This window comes from Actinomadura sp. KC216, assembly GCF_004348535.1.
Classification (GTDB): domain Bacteria; phylum Actinomycetota; class Actinomycetes; order Streptosporangiales; family Streptosporangiaceae; genus Spirillospora.
This window is the reverse complement of record NZ_SMJX01000170.1, coordinates 1-17,531: the sequence shown is the minus strand read 5'-3', so window position 1 is coordinate 17,531 and position 17,531 is coordinate 1. Positions and strand designations below refer to the sequence as shown.

20 protein-coding genes and 1 pseudogene are annotated in these 17,531 nt (G+C 69.4%); 10 read left to right on the top strand and 11 right to left on the bottom strand.

Features of this window, described 5'->3' with window-relative positions:
- From E1264_RS26125 to E1264_RS26080, 10 genes are all read right to left on the bottom strand, one after another.
- A partial coding sequence (locus tag E1264_RS26125; RefSeq protein WP_132178006.1) for an FAD-dependent oxidoreductase occupies window positions 1-862 on the bottom strand: 862 nt, incomplete at its 3' end.
- Window positions 859-1,719, bottom strand: a complete 861-nt coding sequence (gene hpnD / locus E1264_RS26120) for a presqualene diphosphate synthase HpnD (RefSeq protein WP_132178004.1) — start codon at window positions 1,717-1,719, stop codon at window positions 859-861. The genes hpnD and E1264_RS26125, both read right to left, overlap by 4 nt.
- Before the next feature lie 4 nt (window positions 1,720-1,723).
- Window positions 1,724-2,581: a squalene synthase HpnC gene (hpnC, locus tag E1264_RS26115; protein WP_132178002.1), complete on the bottom strand. Its 858-nt coding sequence runs from the start codon at window positions 2,579-2,581 to the stop codon at window positions 1,724-1,726.
- 320 nt (window positions 2,582-2,901) lie between these two features.
- Window positions 2,902-3,798 (bottom strand): helix-turn-helix transcriptional regulator, encoded by an 897-nt coding sequence (locus E1264_RS26110; protein WP_207936215.1) that lies wholly within the window; start codon window positions 3,796-3,798, stop codon window positions 2,902-2,904.
- Window positions 3,799-3,951: 153 nt separating this feature from the next.
- On the bottom strand, window positions 3,952-4,761 hold the full coding sequence (locus tag E1264_RS26105) for an SAM-dependent methyltransferase (protein ID WP_132178000.1): 810 nt from the start codon (window positions 4,759-4,761) through the stop codon (window positions 3,952-3,954).
- Window positions 4,762-5,210: 449 nt separating this feature from the next.
- The gene (locus tag E1264_RS26100) at window positions 5,211-5,996 is read right to left on the bottom strand and encodes an FtsX-like permease family protein (protein ID WP_243711176.1); all 786 of its coding nucleotides are present in this window, start codon (window positions 5,994-5,996) and stop codon (window positions 5,211-5,213) included.
- A gap of 168 nt (window positions 5,997-6,164) precedes the next feature.
- Window positions 6,165-7,127: an SRPBCC family protein gene (locus E1264_RS26095; RefSeq protein WP_243711175.1), complete on the bottom strand. Its 963-nt coding sequence runs from the start codon at window positions 7,125-7,127 to the stop codon at window positions 6,165-6,167.
- 11 nt (window positions 7,128-7,138) lie between these two features.
- Window positions 7,139-7,864 carry an SRPBCC family protein gene (locus E1264_RS26090; RefSeq protein WP_243711174.1) on the bottom strand — a complete coding sequence of 242 codons (726 nt, stop codon included), beginning with the start codon at window positions 7,862-7,864 and terminating at the stop codon, window positions 7,139-7,141.
- A gap of 152 nt (window positions 7,865-8,016) precedes the next feature.
- Window positions 8,017-8,214, bottom strand: coding sequence for a hypothetical protein (locus tag E1264_RS26085; RefSeq protein ID WP_132177996.1), 198 nt, complete (start codon window positions 8,212-8,214; stop codon window positions 8,017-8,019).
- Window positions 8,211-8,600 carry an ATP-binding protein gene (locus E1264_RS26080; protein WP_132177994.1) on the bottom strand — a complete coding sequence of 130 codons (390 nt, stop codon included), beginning with the start codon at window positions 8,598-8,600 and terminating at the stop codon, window positions 8,211-8,213. Before E1264_RS26080 ends, E1264_RS26085 begins: the two co-directional genes overlap by 4 nt.
- Before the next feature lie 158 nt (window positions 8,601-8,758).
- Between E1264_RS26080 and E1264_RS26075 the strand changes: the two genes are divergently transcribed.
- The 8 genes from E1264_RS26075 to E1264_RS26035 all read left to right on the top strand — a co-directional run bounded on the left by E1264_RS26075 (window position 8,759) and on the right by E1264_RS26035 (window position 15,370).
- A complete protein-coding gene (locus E1264_RS26075) occupies window positions 8,759-9,520 on the top strand; it encodes a helix-turn-helix transcriptional regulator (protein WP_165964388.1) in 762 nt (253 codons plus the stop codon).
- On the top strand, window positions 9,517-9,705 hold the full coding sequence (locus E1264_RS26070; RefSeq protein WP_132177990.1) for a DUF397 domain-containing protein: 189 nt from the start codon (window positions 9,517-9,519) through the stop codon (window positions 9,703-9,705). Before E1264_RS26075 ends, E1264_RS26070 begins: the two co-directional genes overlap by 4 nt.
- Window positions 9,696-9,863 (top strand): DUF397 domain-containing protein, encoded by a 168-nt coding sequence (locus E1264_RS26065; RefSeq protein WP_132177988.1) that lies wholly within the window; start codon window positions 9,696-9,698, stop codon window positions 9,861-9,863. The genes E1264_RS26070 and E1264_RS26065 overlap by 10 nt, the downstream gene beginning before the upstream one ends.
- Before the next feature lie 369 nt (window positions 9,864-10,232).
- Entirely contained in the window at window positions 10,233-11,498 is a 1,266-nt protein-coding gene (locus E1264_RS26055; protein WP_132177984.1) for a CHAT domain-containing protein, read from the top strand.
- Entirely contained in the window at window positions 11,499-11,810 is a 312-nt protein-coding gene (locus E1264_RS26050) for a hypothetical protein (RefSeq protein WP_132177982.1), read from the top strand. It begins immediately after the preceding gene.
- On the top strand, window positions 11,807-12,421 hold the full coding sequence (locus E1264_RS26045) for a hypothetical protein (RefSeq protein WP_132177980.1): 615 nt from the start codon (window positions 11,807-11,809) through the stop codon (window positions 12,419-12,421). The genes E1264_RS26050 and E1264_RS26045 overlap by 4 nt, the downstream gene beginning before the upstream one ends.
- A 23-nt stretch (window positions 12,422-12,444) precedes the next feature.
- Complete coding sequence (locus E1264_RS26040; RefSeq protein ID WP_132177978.1) at window positions 12,445-14,877, top strand: tetratricopeptide repeat protein; 2,433 nt, start codon at window positions 12,445-12,447, stop codon at window positions 14,875-14,877.
- Between the two features lie 25 nt (window positions 14,878-14,902).
- Window positions 14,903-15,370, top strand: coding sequence for an NUDIX hydrolase (locus E1264_RS26035; RefSeq protein ID WP_279491433.1), 468 nt, complete (start codon window positions 14,903-14,905; stop codon window positions 15,368-15,370).
- Window positions 15,371-15,388: 18 nt separating this feature from the next.
- Here E1264_RS26035 and E1264_RS26030 read toward each other — a convergent pair whose 3' ends face one another.
- Entirely contained in the window at window positions 15,389-15,829 is a 441-nt protein-coding gene (locus E1264_RS26030) for an SRPBCC family protein (protein WP_207936212.1), read from the bottom strand.
- 377 nt (window positions 15,830-16,206) lie between these two features.
- On the opposite strand from E1264_RS26030, the gene E1264_RS26025 reads away from it, so the two are divergent.
- Together E1264_RS26025 and E1264_RS26020 are read left to right on the top strand one after the other, a co-directional pair.
- Window positions 16,207-17,232 (top strand): permease, encoded by a 1,026-nt coding sequence (locus E1264_RS26025; protein WP_243711173.1) that lies wholly within the window; start codon window positions 16,207-16,209, stop codon window positions 17,230-17,232.
- Window positions 17,229-17,531 (top strand): annotated as a pseudogene (locus E1264_RS26020) (TIGR03943 family protein); the annotation flags it as partial. The gene E1264_RS26025 and the pseudogene E1264_RS26020, both read left to right, overlap by 4 nt.

The following is a 17,531-nucleotide window of genomic DNA, read 5'->3' as shown; positions in this document are numbered from 1 at the left end:
CCGCCCACCCGTCCCGATCCGGGCACGCGTCCGCCGGGACGAGCGAGGACGCCACCCGGTGCGGCACCGCCACCACGACGGCGTCCGCGCTCACCGGCTCGCCGTTCACGACGAGTTTCGGCCCGTCCTCGATGGCCGTGACCTTCGCGCCGAGGCGGACGCGTCCCCCGCCCTCCTCGATCCGCGCCGCGGCGATCGTGCCGTGCAGCTCCCCGAGCGGCACGGACGGGACGCCGATGTCGGCGGCGTCCGGCCGGCCGAGCAGCGCGGTCTGGCACACGAACGCGGCGGGGCCGAGCGCGGCGTCGTCCAGCCTCATGTTCAGGGCGGCCGTGACGAACAGCTCCCACAGCGCGTGCCGGGCCCGTTCGCGCTGGCCGTGCGCGGCGAGCCAGCCGCCCATGCTCGACCCGTCGAGCGCGGGGTCGGCCGGGTCGAGCCGGTCGAGCGCCAGCGACGCGCGGGCCGCGCGCAGCCGGTCGCCCGGCGAGAGCAGCGCGTACCGGGCGAGCGCGGGCATCAGGTGCAGCGGCCCCGGCGCCTTCACACGGCGGAGCCGCCCGCCCGGACCGTCCGGAGTCAGGACGCGAACGTCGAATCGGTCCTGGACGCGGACCCTGTCCGCCGCGCCGAGCCGCTCCAGCAGCCCCTGGTAGGCGGTGCAGCATTTCAGGAAGATGTGCTGCCCGTTGTCGACGGTGAGCCCGTCGCGCTCGAAGGAGTGCGTGGCGCCGCCGAGCCGGGGCCGCGCCTCGTAGACCGTCGCGCGCAGCCCGGTCTCCTGCAGTGCCAGCGCGGCCGTGATCCCCGCGAGGCCGCCGCCGACGATCGCGACGTGCCCGTCCCCCGGTGCGGCGGTCATCGGTGGATCCCCGCCATCGCCCTGGCGGACACCGCCGCCTTCTCCCAGGCGGGCAGCGACGTGCGCGTCCGCAGCGCGGCGAGCGGATCGGATCTGATGCGTTTCAGGAGCTGCCGGTAGATGCCCGCCATCGCCCCGGCGCAGGCGGCGCTGCGGCGGTCCAGCATCGGCAGGAGCTTGAGCCCGGTGCCGTACCACTCGGACGCCCGCGACGCCTCGAACCGGATCAGCGAGACGAGATGGTCCGGCGGGTCGGTGAAGTGCCCCGACTCGTCCAGGTGCAGCGTGCAGCCGAACTTGGCGAGGTCCTTGGCGGGGAGGTACACGCGTCCGCTGAGGCCGTCCTCGCGGACGTCCCGCAGGATGTTCGTGAGCTGGAGCGCGACGCCGAGCGCGTCGGCGCGCGGGCCCGCCGTGCCGGGGTCGGACGTCCCGAACACGCCGAGCGACAGCCGCCCGACCGCGCCCGCGACGCACCGGCAGTACCAGAGCAGGTCGTCGAAGGTGTCGTAGGTCTCGCCGCGGACGTCGGCCTCGCAGCCGTCGATGAGCTCGCCGAACGCCTCCAGCGGGATGGGGTGGCGGCGCGCCGCGTCCGCCAGCGCCACCAGCACGGGATCGGACGGGTCGCCGCCCGGGTCGGCGAGCCGCGCGCGCTGCCGCGCGAGCTTCTCGAGCCGGGTCGCGGCGGGCGCGGCGTGGTCGTCGCCGATGTCGTCGATCCGGCGGGCGAAGGCGTAGACGGCGCTCAGCGCGCGCCGCTTCGGCGGGGGCAGCAGGCGGATCCCGTACGAGAAGTTGCGCGCCTGCGAGCGCACCACGTTCTCGCAGTGCCGGTACGCGCTGGCTTCGTCCATCTCCTCATCTCCTTCCCAGATTCCGCGACCACTCGAGGAGGAGCCGCGGCTTTCTCGGTCGTGACGGGCCGCCCAGCACGTCGTATGCGTTCTTGTCCAATGCCGCCAGCGCCGCGCCCCCGCCCGCCACGTAGCCGGCGACGGCGACGCGGGCGAATCCGCGGAGCCGGACGGTGAGGTCCGCTCCTTCGTCCAGTAGTTCCCGTGCCCGCCGCGCCTGGAGCGCGACGACGCCGCGCAGCCGGGTCGGCGTGATGGAGGCGTCGAGGTCGCTCTCCGCGCAGCCGAAGCGGCGGAGGTCGTCCTGCGGTAGATAGATCCGCCCGTTGCGGTGGTCCTCGCCGACGTCCTGGCAGTGCTCGATGATCTGCAGCGCCGTGCACACCCGGTCGGACAGGCGGAGCCGGTCCGGGGTGGCGGCGCCGAACACGTGCAGGACGATGTGCCCGACCGGGTCGGCGGACAGGGTGCAGTAGTCGAGCAGGTCGTCGAAGGTCGTGTACCGGGAGACCTCCTGGTCGCGCCGGTTGGCCTGGAGGAGGCGGCGGAACGGGTCGGCCGGGATCCCGCAGCCGGTGATCGTGCGGGCCAGGTTGCGCATCGCCGGGAGCTCCGGGCGCGTGCCCGCGTAGACGCGGTCGAGGTCGCGCTCGACCGCGTCGAGGAGTGCCGCCCGCTCGCCGGGGGGCGCCTCGTCCCCGATGTCGTCCACGAGCCGGGCATAGCCGTACACGTTCAGCAGGTGCGCGCGATGGCGGGCCGGAAGGAGCCGGCTGGCGACCGGAAAGTTCTCCCCCGCCTGCAGTTCATCGCGAGAGCGGCGTTCCGCTGTCTCGTTCCACAAACGCTCGCTGATGGACATGGCGTTCCTTCGAGGGCGGCGGTGGTGCGTGGCGTCCGAACATGCCCGATAACCGGGTGCCCGCCCGGTAAACACGGGCAACGAAGGGTCCTGCGGCTTACGTCCCCTGGTCGCCGCGCAAACCCTCCCGAATATCCCTCATATCTGAATATAGACCGGAAGTGGTCAGACGGGAATATGTGATCCACGAGACCCGCGAGCACCGTTTGCCATGACGCATTCCCGGGCCGCGATCACAGGCCGGCGCGACAGCGGCCGAATGGGGTGCCGACAGACCGCGGGCGAGGAGCCCGAATAGGGCGATGACCGGCGGAAACGGGTCAGTAAGTGGCGAGGATCCCGGCGAGGATGTCGGCCAGGATCCGGGGCGTCTGCTCGGGCCGGTTGGCCTCGGTCACCAGCGTGTTGAACACGTGCCAGTGCCGCTCGATCTCCGCCCGGCGGACGGGGTAGTGCGCGTTGTCGGTCCGCTCCAGGTAGACCATGTCCTGAAGGCCCTGCTGCGGGAACCGGACGAGGGTGAGCGGCCCGTCGCCCTCGACGCGCCCGCAGATCCCGGCCGGGGCGATCTGGACGGTGACGTTCGGCCGCTTGCACAGCTCGATGATGTGCCGGACCTGCGCGGCCATCGTGGCCGGGCCGCCGATGGGCCGCCACAGCGCCCGCTCGTCCAGCACGACCCACAGGTTGAGCGGCCGGGGACGGCGGCGCAGCACGCGCTGCCGCCGCATCCGGAACTCGACCCGCCGCTCGGCCTCCCGCTCCGGGTGTCTCCGGCGGATCAGCGCGCGGGCGTACTCCTCGTCCTGGAGCAGGCCGGGGACGTACTGCGGCTCGAACGTCCGGACCAGCTTGGCCGCCTGCTCGGCGGTGAGGTAGGGCCGCACCCATCCCGGGACGATGTCGGCGTCGGCGTGCCACCAGGGGTGGGCCGTGGTCTGCTCGGCGAGCGCCAGCAGGGTCGTGCGCTCGTCGCCGTCCGCGCCGTAGAGGGTGAGGAGCGCGGCGACGTCGTCGGGCGCGCAGCCGGAGCGGCCCAGCTCCAGCCGCGTGATCTTGGAGTCGGATCTGCCGATCACCTTCGCGGCGTCGGTCCGGGCGATGCCGGCGGACTCGCGGAGCGCGCGGAGCCGGCGCGCCAGCAGCAGCCGGGGGACGAGGGGATCCCCGTGAGCGGCGGTGGACGGTGTTCTGCCGGTGATCGTGACGGAGGCCAAGGGGACTCCAATCAAGGGGGACGGCGAGAGCGGCCGTAACGACTATACCTTCACAGAACGCGCCGGGACCGAAACGGACCGCGACGCGCTGTGCAAGATCTCCGTCCCGGGGCTCCGCAGACCGACGATCTTTCCGTGCCGGCTGGCTCCGCGTCAGGGTTTGCGGCCCACCCCGCAGAGCGTCGGGAGCGGCTCGACCTCGACGCCCACCTCCGGGCGCCACGCGTTGACCTCCACGAGTCCGGGCTCCTCGACCTCCAGCCCCTCGAAGTAGCCGGAGATGAACTCGCGGCTGCGGAGCCGGTACGGGACGGCGCCGGCGTCGTCGTACACGCGCTGCGCGGCGTTGAAGTCCTCGTTCTCGTCGGTGCAGTCGGCGAGGATGAGGTAGCTGCCGGACGGCAGCCCGTCCAGCAGCCCGCGCACGACGCCCCGCGCCTCGGCGGGCTCGATGATGTGCCCCAGCACGTTGATGATCATGAGCCCGACCGGCTGCGCGAGGTCGAGGGTCTCGGCCGCCCGGTCGAGGATCGTCTTGGGGTCGTCGAGGTTGCAGTCGATGTAGGCGGTGCGGCCCTCGTCCGTGCCGGTCATGAGCGCGCGCGCGTGCGCGAGGACGAGCGGGTCGTTGTCGACGTAGACGACCCTCGCCTCGGGGGCGGCGCGCTGGGCCATCTCGTGGGTGTTGTCGACGGTGGGCAGGCCCGTCCCGCAGTCCATGAACTGGCGGATGCCGCGCTCCAGGATCAGGAACCTGATCGCGCGGTCCATGAAGTAGCGCCCGGCGCGGGCGAGCGGCGCGATGCCCGGGTACAGCGAGACGTACTGGTCACCGGCGATGCGGTCGACCTCGTAGTTGTCGGTGCCGCCGAGCCAGTAGTTCCAGATCCGGGCGGACTGCGGAACGTCAGTGTTGATCTTCGTCTCGGGCCCGTGATCCGGGCCGGGGGTGCCATCGGTCATCGCCCTGACGCTCCTTTCGGGGGGCGGCCGCGCCGCTCGCATGGGCGCTGGCGCGCGCGTTAACGCAAACCTAGTCCCGCCGCTCCCGGGGCGGCCAGAAACTCGAAATTCGGGCCTGTCCGCATCCTCATTGGGGACATTAACGAATACGCAGAGTGGGCATGCTTCCGAGGTTGGCGTGACGCCGGTGACCAGGGGTGAAACCCGAGAGGTTCCGGAGCCTCCGGCCGGGCCCGCGCCGCGCTCTCGCGACATATCGATCTCTTACGGCCGAGCCACGATCCCCTGACCCGCCCGATTCAGTGTTCACCCCTCGACGAAGCACCCCGTACAGATCGGACATTTCACCACTCGACGATCTTCCTCGCGCCACCGGCCATGCGCACCTCCAAATCGGAACATAATCATCCAAAATGGATAATCGAGAATTCGCCGACCGCGATGGCGGGCTATTCGCGGGTGTTGATCGTGTCGGCGGGGCGGGCGGCCATGGCCAGCCGCGCGGGCAGGACGGTCGCGACCGCGGCGAGGAGAGCGCCCCAGGCGAGGACGCCCAGGTGCCCGAGCGGCGGGACGTGCGGCGCCCCGCCCGTCATCCCGGCGCTGAACGCGGTGAGCGTGGCCAGGGCGATCGCCGTGCCGAGGACGGCCGCGACGGCGACGATCGCGGGGGTCTCCCAGCCGAGCATCCGCAGGACCTGGCGGCGGGTGGTCCCGACGAGGCGCAGCAGCGCGAACTCGCGGGCCCGGTCGGAGGTGGACATCGCGAGGGTGTTCACCACGGCGATCGCGGTGAACGCGATGATCAGCGCCATGGCGACCTGGTTGACCTCCGCGTTCGTGGCCGCCGTGGTCTCGGCGAGGGACGCCGCGTCCGTGGTGGGCAGGCCCGCGGGCGGCGTCCCGGCGATCAGGACGACGCCGCGCGGGTCGTCCACGTGGGCGGCGAGCAGGTCGTGGGACACGGTGAGGTCGCCGAATCCGAGACCGCGCTCGTACACGGCGATCACCGTGGGCGAGATGGGCGTGCCGTCGCCGAGCGTGAGGCGCAGCCGGTCGCCGGGCCGGACGCCGAGCCGGTCGGCGGCGGTCGCGCTCACGGCGATCGTGGCCGGGTTGAGGTTCCGCAGCGAGCCGTCGCGGACGCCCAGGTCCATGGTGCGCTCCAGCCCGCCGGGCGTGACGCCCTGGATCGCGTAGTTCTCCACCCGCGGGCCATCCATCGCCTCGGCCACTGTCCCTCAACTCCCCCGCCAGGAAACTCTCACCCAGCCAACCAGAGAAGCAGGGATGCGACACCGGGCGTCCGCCCCGGGGGGATGGTCCGGGGCGGACGTCAGTGGAGCCCGCCGAGCGCGCGGGCGGCGCGGGCGCGCTGGAGGGTCAGCGGGCCTGCTGGAGGGTCAGCGGGCCTCTTCGTACTCCTTCTCGCGCTCCTTGCGGTCGCGCTCCTCCTCGTCCAGCGCCTCCTCGTGCGTCCGGACGACCTCGCTGTCGTGGATCTCGCCGCGCCAGCCCTCGACCTTGTCGGGATGCGTGAGCGACTGGGTCATCACGTAGCGGCGGAAGTGCTTCAGCTCCAGCCGGACGCGGCGGCCCTGCGCGCGCCACATGTTCGCGGTGCGCTCGAAGAGGCCCTGCGGGTGGTATTCGAGGACGAGCAGGACGCGGGTCAGGTTCGGCGACAGCTTGTGGAAGCTGACCGTCCCGTCCACGTGCCCCTTGGAGCCCTTGGACCGCCACACGATGTGCTCGTCCGGGACCTGCTCGACGATGGTCGACTCCCACGTCCGGCTCGACCAGAAGACCTTGGCCTTCCAGTGCAGCTTGCCGTCCTCGGTCTGGTCGACGCTGACGACCTTCTTCATGAAGGACGGGTAGTCCTGGAACTGCGTCCACTGGTCGTAGACGAGGCGGCGCGGCGCACCGATGTCGATGTGCTCGACGATATTGGTGACCTTCACCTTCTTCCCGTTGCCGCCGCCCTTGCCGCCTTTGCCGCCGCCCTTGGCGTCCTTGTCGGCGGCGTCCTCCCCGGAACCCTGCCCACCCCCGGGGAGGACGCCGGTGGCCGTGTCCTTGAGCCGTCCGAACACACCAGGTCCGGAGTTCTCCTTCTCGTGCTCGCGCTCGTCCGACGTATCGGACGTCGCGTCCTGCCCGTTGCGGCGCCCGCTGATCGCGCGGTTCGCGGCGACGGCCGCACCCGCGCCGAGCAGGAGGCCTCCGGCCGTTCCCGCGGTCCGCTTGCCGGGAAGGTTCTTCGTGACGCCGTTCAGGCCGGGCAGCCGCCTGCTGCGGCGGCCGGGCAGCCGTTTGGCGATGTTTCCGACGGGCACCCGGCCCATCCGGTTTCCGCGTTTCATGATTCGCTCCCTCACTCCGGGGTTGTGACGGTCTCGCCGTCGCGGATCTCGCCGCGCCAGCCCTCGACCTCGTCGGGACGGGCCAGCGCCTGCGTCATCACGTGACGGCGGAAATGTTTGAGTTCGAGGCGGGCACGGCGCCCCTGGGCGCGCCAGAGGTTGCCGGTCCGCTCGAAGAGACCGGCGGGGCGGTATTCGAGGACGAGCAGGACGCGCGTCAGGTTCGGCGCCAGTTCGTGGAAGCTGACCGTCCCGTCCGCGTGCCCCTTGGGGCCCTTGGACCGCCACACGATGTGCTCGTCCGGGACCTGCTCGACGATCGTGGACTCCCACGTCCGGCTGGACCAGAAGACCTTGGCCTTCCAGTGCAGCTTCTCGTCCTCGGCCTGATCGACGCTGACGACCTTCTTCATGAAGGACGGGAAGTCCTCGAACCGCGTCCACTGGTCGTAGACGAGGCGGCGCGGGGCGCCCACGTCGATCTGTTCAACGATGTTGGTCGGCTTCCCCCTCCGCCGGAGGGCCTCCTTCAGGGCCGTCCAGCCGAAGGCCAGCAGCGCGCGGAACGGGGACTTGCCCTCGTGCAGCGCCTTGACCCCGGCCAGGGCGCCCTTGACGAGCGGCCCACCTCGCTCAGCCGCGACCGTGAGCCGCCGAACGGCGCGCTCCAGACGCCGCTCAATCCGCTGGACGAGCCCGCCCAGGGCCCGGCGTCCCAGGCGCCGCGCCGAAAGCACGGCAACCGCTCCGCCGGCCCCGACGGCCAGTCCAGTCCGAAAGCCCATGTCCCCTCGCCGGTCGCGTTCGCTGGTGCCCTTCCAGGCACGGCGCCGCTATTACCCGGTCAAGCAGGGGCAAAACAGACCCCAGGCCAGCGGAGGCCGCTTCCCTACGCGTCCGCGAAGAAGCTCCTCACCCGCGCGCCCGCGTCGGGCTCGGCCATCGCGAGCGCGTCCAGCACCCCTTCAACAGACGAGGCCCACACCCACACACGCCCACTGGCCCGCCACACACCGTCCGCACCCCGCGTGATCGACCATTCGGGGAAGATTTCCCGAAGGAACAGCAGCAGAATCCCGTCGCTCACGCGCGAACAGGCTCGATTTCGGCCCAGACGACTTTTCCGCCCTCGTTCAGCGGCCGAGTCCCCCACCGCCGGACGAGCCCTTGCAGGAGCAACAGCCCCCGTCCGCTCTCGATGCCGTAGTTCACGGCCTTGATGACGGGCAGGTCATCGGACCGGTCCCACGCCTCCACGACCGGGATTCCGTCGTCCTTCCGGTAGGCCCGAACGATGACCGTGTCCCCGTCCTCCGACCCGTGGACGACGGCGTTCGTCGCGAGCTCGCTGACCACCGTCCGCGCGACGTAGTCCGTCAGCCCCCACGCCCCGAAGACAAGCCCCACGAAGTCCCGAGCCTCCCGCACCTCCCGCACATCCGCCTTGATCACAATCGTCTCCGGCTCGCTCACCTGATCACCTCACAGATCGTCCCGTCTTGGTGACACAGTGCGCTCGCTCACATAGAGTTGTCGCCAGACCGCGCAACTTCTGGAAAATTAATGATCTTGAAGGGTCGCGTGCCATGACGAATCAACCCCCCGATCCACAGTCGAGCATGTGGGCCTGGATGGCCTACCAGCTGCGTTTTCAACGCATAGAACGCAGCCTTACCGGCGATGCCGTGGCCAAGATCCTCAACTGCTCGCGGTCCACGATTTCCAGACTGGAGAGTGGCGAGGCCCAGCTCACCGACAAGCAGGCCGCCAAGCTGGACAAAGTGTGGAGGACGGGCGGATTTTTCACCTTCGCCCTGTGGTACGCCCGACTCGCTCCAAGCCCCCAGTGGTTGTCGAGCTACACCGAGTTCGAGGCCCGCGCATCCCTCATCCACATGTTCAGCGGCCAGCTCATCCCCGTTCTTCTGCAGACCCCGGAATACGCCCACGCTCTCCTGCTGGCCGGGCGAAACAAGGATGTGGAGGGTGATCTCGCAAAGCGCCTGGCACGCCAGAAACTCCTCACACGGCCCGACCCGCCTGAGCTGTGGGTCCTGCTGACGGAGAACATCCTCACGTGGCCGGTCGGTGGCGTGGAAACCATGCTCGCCCAGCTGACCCATCTGCGAGAACTGGCTGAACAGCCCAACATCATCATGCGCATCGTGCCTCGGACCTCAGGGGCCTCTGAGGCGCTGGACGGCTCCTTTAAAGTCATCACCGTTCGAGAGGGTGAAATCGGCTTCATCGAGGCTCCCACTGGCGGACGCCTCGTCATGGACGCGGACGGCGCACGTGCCTTGCGCATGCGCTTCGACCGTATCGCGGCAAAGGCCGCGCCCGTAGACTCCACGGCGGAGCTAATCAAGCAAGCGATGGAGGCGTTGAAGTGAGCACTCCGGTTTGGCGCAAGTCCAGCCGTTCCGCTGAGGGCACATCCGGACAATGCGTCGAGGTCGCGGCGTTGCCGGGCGCGGTCGGCGTCCGCGATAGCAAGGACCCCGACGCCGGACACCTCGAACTCACACCGAACGCCTTCCGCGAGCTGCTGCGGAAGGCAGTTGACCGGTGGACGTGACCAAATGGCGGAAGGCACGGCAGAGCAGTGACCAGGGTGACGCGTGCGTGGAAGTGGCACGGTTCCCTGAAGCCGTGGCCGTCCGCGACTCCAAAGGCCCCAAACTCATGCTGACCCCCCACACCTTCCACACCATCCTCAACAACCTCAAGCAGTAGGCCCATGGCCCGGCCCTTTACCTCGGGCCGGGCCACACACCCTCCGGCCGAACGCACAGAACGGCCCATCAATATGCCCGCAACCAACACCACATGGCGGAAGTCGAGTCGTTCCGCTGAGGGCACGTCCGGGCAATGCGTCGAGCTCGCTGCGTTGTCGGGCCTGCGCGCCAGCGAATGGCGGCTTATCCGCGCCTGAGGGCATCTGGCCAGGAACCGAGACCCGTCCAGCCCCAACCCCTCTGGTGACCACAAGCACCATGATCCCGTTCAGCGCGGGCCGATCCGCCTTGACGCGCGTTGCTGGCGCCTGCGGCTGGTTTTGGGAATCTGTCGACATCGTGGCGGCTTCTCGGAAATCATTGTCCTGTGGACCGGGCGGCTACCTCCGATGAGCACAGGCGCGAACTGTCACGACGCTGGGATGGATTGCTCCAGCAGGCCCGTGCGCGCGACGGCTTTGGTGACTTTCTGCGTGCTCCGTCCCTGGCGTCCATTCTGCCGGTAGCCGCGGACGGGCCGATCGTGGTGATCAATGCCGCACGGACGCGGACCGACGCGCTGATCGTGACCGCCGACGGAGTGATCCCGATCCGGTTATCGGATCTCCACGACGGTCTGATGCATTGGACGAACGAATATCTCACCGCGATCCAGATGCAGCAGGATGCCACCACCAGGTACTTCGCCGCGCGGATGCGGTTCGAGAGCGGGGACCGTTCACCCGCGGCCTTCCACGGCTACCAAGCCGCCAAGGCGGAACTGCTCACGGTGGGCACGGAGACCGAACAGAAGGTCGACGCCACGCTTCGCTGGTTGTGGGACTGCCTGGCCGAGCCCGTGTTGACCGCACTCGGCTTCAACGCCGCCGTAGCCGAACCGCCGCGGGTGTGGTGGTGTCCGACCGGCCCGCTGACCTTCCTGCCACTGCACGCCGCCGGCCACCACGACGATGGCCGGAGCGTCCTTGACCGGGTCGTGTCCTCCTACACTCCGACGATCAGAGCGTTGCGCCAGTCTCGGCGGCGCCGCCCGCAGCGGGAAACCGACGCTCTGCTCATCGTCGAAGCCGGCAACGTCGAGGGCCAGCCTCCGCTACCGCACACCGCCGCAGAGGTCGCCGCGCTGGAGACATTGTTCGCCGGACGATGCACTGTGCTGAGGGGCGAAACCGCCACACGGAAGAATGTGCGGGAGCACCTGGCGACCCATGCGCGCGTGCACTTCAGCGGCCACGGCCACCAGGACCTCGCGCGGCCCGCTGAGGGCGGTCTGCTCCTGTCCGACGGCACGCTTCGCATCGCCGATCTTTCCGCGCACCGGTTCGACGGCGACTTCGCCTTCTTGTCCGCTTGCAAGTCCGCAACCGGCGGCCTCGAACTGGAGGACGAGGTGGTCACCCTCGCCTCGACCCTCAACCACACCGGCCATGCACAGGTCATCGCCACCTTGTGGTCGGTGTACGACCGATCGGCGCGTCAAGTGGCCGAAGGTGTCTACGGACGACTCGTCTCGGTGGACGGGTTCACGACGCGGGGCGCGGCGCACGCGTTGAACGCAACCTTGCGCAAGCTACGCGCCCAAAGCCCGGACTGTCCTACCCGCTGGATTCCCTTCACCCACACGGGGGCGTAGTTGATCGATTACCGTGAGGTCACCCAACCGGACTTCGCCACGCGGGCGGCGTCCGACTTCGTCATCGACGAACACGAGTCCGGCCTCCTGCTGCGCGGCACCTGTCCCCGCTGCGGCGAACCCATGGAGGTGGCAGTCGTGGATGTGGTCTTCAAAAGCGGGCAGATCCTCGACTCGGGCGCCACCCAACCGGCGGGCAACCGGATCGAGCCGATCGTCTGTTCCTGCGCCCACGACCACCCGGGACGGCCCGTGGATCGTACCGGCTGCGGGGCGTACTGGACGTTCGTCATTCCCGAGGCCGACGCATGAGACGGCCCCTGCCGGGACCGACCGCTTCGCCCGCCGACCTGCGAGCCGCACAGTTCAGGGACCGCGTCCTGCGGACCGAGCTGGAAAGGGTACGTACGGCCGCCGTGTCCTGGCGCAACGGTCTCGGCGCCCTGCTGGTCGCCCTGACGGGATTCAGTCTCATCCGGGGCCGGTCGAACGTCGGCGAGTTGGCCACCCCGTGGGCGGTCAGTGCCGGGGCTCTGCTGGCGCTGGCCGTCCTCGCCGGACTTTGCGGCGCGATCCTGCTGATTCGTGCCGCCCACGGTGAGCCCTCCGTCGTCCGCGTCGCGGAGATCCGTCATGAGCTCCTCGCCGCTCACGCGGAGGCACTGGCCGCGGCGTCGGCTCTGCGCCGAGGGATCGCCCTGGCCCTCGCCTGCGCGGTCCTGCTCGCCACGGCCGTCGGCGTCACCTGGTACGGCCCAGCGAAAGACGGCCCGAAGATCAGGGTCAGCACGATCGGGGCGGCCTTCTGCGGAACGATCGTCGAGGTGGACGCCACCCGGTTGGTCGTACGGACCAAGCAGAGCACCGTCACCCTCGACGTGCGCCAGGTCAAGGCGTTCACGCCGGTGGAGGCGTGCCCGTGAGGCGGAACAGGGCGTTTCGAGCCGTGAGCGCAAGGCTGGAGCGGTTCAACAGCAGCGGCGATCAACGACATCTGCAGGGCGACAAGGCCTTGGCGGAGGTCACGGCGCTGTTGCAGGAGGTCGCAGCAGCGAAGGGCGCCCCGGAGGGATTCAGCAGCGATGCGGTCTTTCTCGCCCGCGACTTCTACCAACTCCGGGGCGAGCTCGGCCAGAGTGAAAGCGAATCCCAGTTCTTGCGCAACGCGCTCTCGTTGCACCAGGTAGCCGCAACCTTTCCGCCCCAGGATCTCCCGGCGGCGATTCGCGCCCTGCTCGCCGGTAGCTGGGAACCGCTCCGCTCGAGCGGACCGGCCGACGCCGTCGTCGAGGCCATACGGCTTTCGCAGGCCGATATCGGAAGCACCGATCTCGATTCGCACATATCGGAACTAGCAGGGCTGCTGCAGCTGATCTCGCCGCTGTATTGGGATTGGTGCGTATTCGCGACACAACTGGGGCTGGCCTACCGCGAGCGGTTCAGGCGCAATTCGGCACGCGAGGACATCGACGCGGCCGTGGAGACCTCTGTCAGCGCCGCGCTGCTCGCCGACCATCATCCCTCGTACGTCGAGATACTCATGAACGCCGGGTTGGCTCTTTTGCAGCGCCACGAGGCCGTAGCCGAGATTGGAGATCTGGAGCAGGCGCTGACGGCCAACCAGAACGCGCTCGCCGTATGTCCGCCCGACCATCCCAAATACGCCGAGCTCAACTCGTACATCGCAACCTGTCTCGGCAGACTGTACGACCGGAATGGGCAGGTGGAGCTCTTGGCGGACTCGCTGCCGCACTGGAGGGAGGCGGCGGAAAACGCGGAGGACCCCGATGAGGTGGTCTTCAACTGGCGCGGCTATTCGATGACCGCACAGAACCGTTTCAACGCGGCCGGCGACCCGGCAGACCTCGACCGGGCCGTCATGGCGGCGCTTCGGGGGGCCGAGCATGCCACATCGCTCTCACCGGAGCAGCGGGGGATGATCCTTTCTGAGCTGTGCGAGGCCCTTGCCCTCCGTTTCCAGGCCCTGGGCAAAAGTGAGGACCTCGAAGGAGCAGTCGCTGCGGGAGAGGCCGCTGTGTCGGTACAAGGACTGCCGTCCCAGCACGCCGCCCTTGGCAGGGTTCTCAGTTTCGATTACGAACGGACCGGTGATCTCGCCGCCATCGACGCCGCCATCGGCCATTGCCGCGCGGCCCTCCGCGCCTCGTCCGGCACGGCCGAGGGCTCTTCAGCCGAGTCGTACGGCGAACTCAGCGCGGCACTGCGTTTGAAATTCGCGCACACAGGGAACCGCGCACTGATCGACGAGGCGGTGGCTCTGGCCAGGGAGGCGGTGTCGCTTTCACCTCCCAGCGACGCTGGGCGCCCCGTGCTGCTCAACGGGTTGTCGCTCATCCTGCAAGACCGCTACCGGGTGGACGGCGCACTCGCCGACCTCGACGAGGCGATCGGGCTCTGCGAACAAGCCATTTCCTTGAGCCCGCCGGGCCACTTCACCGTGCGAATGTCCCAGCACAACAGCGCGAGCGCCTTGATCGAGCGCTTCACACGCACGGCGGAACGGCGTGATCTGGATCAGGGCATCGACCATTACCGTACCGCCGTCACCAGAACTCCAGAAGGCCACCCGAGGCGTGTCCTTTCCCTTCTCGGCCTGCTGGAAGCGCTGACCACGCGTGCCCGCGAGTTCGGCGAAACCGACGACCTCCAGGAAGCCCTCAGCGTCGCCGACAAGGCGCTGGAGGCGGCGCCTGATGGATCGGTCGAGCAGATTCTCGTCCGGACCGCCGTTGGGACCCTCTACAGAATTCACTACGAGGAAAGCGGCGCGCCTGAGTCGTACCAGCGGGGAGTGGAGATCCTTGACGACGCACTCGCGGCGGTCCCCGAAACCGACTCTCGACGCTTCTTTCCATTGATGAACCTGGGCCAGATTCACACCGCCCACGCCTACGCTCACAGGAAAACCGGAAGCTACCGGCTCGCCGCCGCCTGCCTGACCGCAGCGGCGGACGCACCGGACGCATCCCTCGAACACCGGGTCATGGCCGCTTCGATGGCAGGCTGGGTGGCCGGTTCTGCCGGTTTGCACTACGAGGCGCTCAACGCCTATGGCAAGGCCGTCGAACTCCTTCCACTGCTCGCCTGGCACGGGCTCGACCGCTCCGACCAGGAAGCGCGGTTGACAGGGGCACGCGGGGTGGCCACAGAGGGCGCCGCCTGGGCCCTGGAGGCGGACGATCCGGCTCGTGCCATAGAACTCCTGGAGGGCGGCAGGGCGATCCTCATCTCCCGCGCCCTTGACGACGGCGAGGACTTCCAGCGGCTACGCGCCGTTGACCCGGACCTGGCTGAAGAGCTCATCTCCGTCCGCACGGAACTCGACACACTAATACGCATATCAGCCACCCCCGATTGAGCCCGCGATTTTTAGGCTCGACCCTGTGACCGAGGATCCGGCGGCGGGCTTCACCCGCGCCCGTGCGGCGGCAGGTGTGCTCTTCTTCGATGGCACCGGCCGCATCATGCTGGTCGACCCCTGCTACAAGGACTACCTCGACGTCCCCGGCGGTTACGTCGAGCACGGTGAGACGCCCTATCAGGCCGCAGGACGTGAGGTCGCCGAGGAACTCGGCATTAGGGCCGAGATCGGTCGGCTGCTGGTCATGGACTGGGCTCCCGACAAGGCGGAGGGCGACAAGATCCTCTTCTTGTTCGACGGCGGCACGCTCACTCCTGAACAGCTAGGCGCCGTCCGGCTCGATCCTCGCGAACTGCGCGGCCACGGGTTCCACGACGTCGCCCAGATTCACGCCCTGACCATCCCCCGGCTGGCTCGCCGCCTCGTCCACGCTCACGCCGCCCACCGCGACGGCACCACCCGCTACCTCGAACACGGCGAACTGCTATGAGCGGGACGGTCGAAGGACCTAACGAACCTGGTTGCTCTCGACGAGTTTGGCGAGGTTGTCCAGGGCCATTCGTGTGCCGGTCTCGTTGTCGGCGGCGGGGACGCTGTCGGGGATGCCCTCGTGAACGATGCGGACCTCGGTGCCACCGTCCGCATCGATGAGCGTCGTGGTCATCGTCATCTCACCGCTCAGTTCGGGGTCGTCGGTCTCGAACTGCGACACCTCGACAACCTGCTCGTCCGGCACGAGCTTCACGAAATGGCCGTGGTAGGTATCGGTCCGCGCGGACGATTTCCCGATGCCGGTCGGCTCGTCGTACGTGAGCGAGATCCGGAACGCCCCGCCCTCGCGGGCGTCGAACTCGTGCACGTGGCTGGTCATGTTCGGCGGCACCCGCCACTTCGCGATCGCGTCCGCGTCGAGCAGGGCCCGGTAGACGACCGACCGCTCAGCCTTCACGTGACGAGAAATCCGCGTCGAATACATGGCGTCCAGCCTAAGACCCGTCCCGCCGAGGGCACCGGCATGGGCAGCGGTCGGACATTGCAGACTTCACGACGCGGCACATCAGCACTCCGGGTCTAGGACCGACAAGTCAGCCCGGCTGGTCGACCGGGCTCGACGGCGAGGAGGCCGTCGGCTGAGACCCGTAAACGCAACCGGGATTACAAGGAGTTGCGTCCAAGCGTCCGTCTCAGCCCGACAGTCGGAGCGGGAACCGTCGAGCTGCTCGATCGGATCGCAGGCGGACACGACCGCGTCATGCTGATGAACCCCAGCGGTTGTCGTCGCGTATCAGCGGGGTGACAGAATGCTCGCCTATGCGTGGACCTGCCATGGTCGGTTGGGACGCCGACCCCGCTTCCGGCCCGTCCGACCTGCCTCCCGCCGAGTGGGGACGGCGTGAACCGGGGGCCGTCGCGCCCGCGCTGTGGACGTTCGCCGCCACGGTCGCCGTGCTGGTCGCCGGGCAACTGTGGCTGGCGCCGCAGGTGCGGCTGGCCGCGTTGCAGAACTGGACGACGGTGTTCGTGGCGATCTGCGTCCAGGCGCTCCCGTTCCTGGTCCTGGGCGTGGCACTGTCGGCGGCCATCACCGCGTTCGTGCCCGCCGGGTTCTGGGCGCGGGCGCTGCCCCGGCACCCGGCCGCGGCGGTGCCGGTGGCGGGGGCGGCCGGGGCGGTGTTGCCCGGGTGCGAGTGCGCGTCGGTGCCCGTGTCGGCCGGGCTGATGGCCCGCGGCGTGACCCCGGCCGCGGCGCTGGCGTTCCTGCTGGCCTCACCGGCCATCAACCCGATCGTGCTGGTCTCCACCGCTGTCGCGTTCCCCGGGCAACCGGAGATGGTCGTGGGCCGGTTCACCGCCTCCCTCGTGGTGGCGATCCTGGCCGGATGGGCGTGGGCGCGGTTCGGCCGCGCGCACTGGCTGCGGATCCCGGGCCGGCACGGCCATGGCCAGGGTGGACGGTGGGCGGCCTTCACCGAAGCGATGCAGCACGACCTGCTGCACGCGGGCGGGTTCCTCGTCGTCGGCGGTCTGGCCGCCGCCACCATGAACACCGTCGTGCCGCGCGAGTGGACGACCACGGTGGCGGGCATCCCGCTGCTCTCCGTGCTGGTCCTGGCCGCGCTGGCGGTACTGCTGTCGATCTGCTCGGAGGCCGACGCGTTCGTGGCCGCGTCCATGACCGCCTTCTCGCCCACCGCCAAGCTGGCGTTCCTGGTCGTGGGGCCGATGGTCGACCTGAAACTGATCGCGCTCCAGACGGGCACCTTCGGCCGCGGCTTCGCGGTCCGGTTCGTCCCGCTCACCTTCACCCTGGCGATCGCGGTCAGCCTCCTGGTCGGAGGGATCCTGCTGTGAGACGCCCCGCCCAGAGCCTGCTGATCATCCTGATCGGCGGCACCCTGCTGTGGATCTCGCTGTTCACCGGCGACTACCTCAACTACGTCAAGCCCTACTTCCGGCCCGCCCTGATCGCGTCCGGCGCCATCTTGGTCGTGCTCGGCGCCGTCACCCTGGCGCACTACGCCCGCACTCGCGCCACCCGTCCCACCGAACACGTAGGCCCCGACGAAGGCGACGACCCGCACAGCGGCGGCCACGAGCACGGCGAACGCGGACCACGGGTGGCCTGGCTGCTCGCGGCACCGGTCCTGGCG

Excerpts from the sequence above, each read along its gene's own strand:
- E1264_RS26025 (WP_243711173.1), top strand. The coding sequence starts at position 16,207 with ATGGTCGGTTGGGACGCCGACCCCGCTTCCGGCCCGTCCGACCTGCCT.
- hpnC (WP_132178002.1), bottom strand. The coding sequence starts at position 2,581 with ATGTCCATCAGCGAGCGTTTGTGGAACGAGACAGCGGAACGCCGCTCT.
- E1264_RS26045 (WP_132177980.1), top strand. The coding sequence starts at position 11,807 with ATGAGACGGCCCCTGCCGGGACCGACCGCTTCGCCCGCCGACCTGCGA.
- E1264_RS26105 (WP_132178000.1), bottom strand. The coding sequence starts at position 4,761 with ATGACCGATGGCACCCCCGGCCCGGATCACGGGCCCGAGACGAAGATC.
- hpnD (WP_132178004.1), bottom strand. The coding sequence starts at position 1,719 with ATGGACGAAGCCAGCGCGTACCGGCACTGCGAGAACGTGGTGCGCTCG.
- E1264_RS26095 (WP_243711175.1), bottom strand. The coding sequence starts at position 7,127 with ATGAAACGCGGAAACCGGATGGGCCGGGTGCCCGTCGGAAACATCGCC.
- E1264_RS26075 (WP_165964388.1), top strand. The coding sequence starts at position 8,759 with ATGGCCTACCAGCTGCGTTTTCAACGCATAGAACGCAGCCTTACCGGC.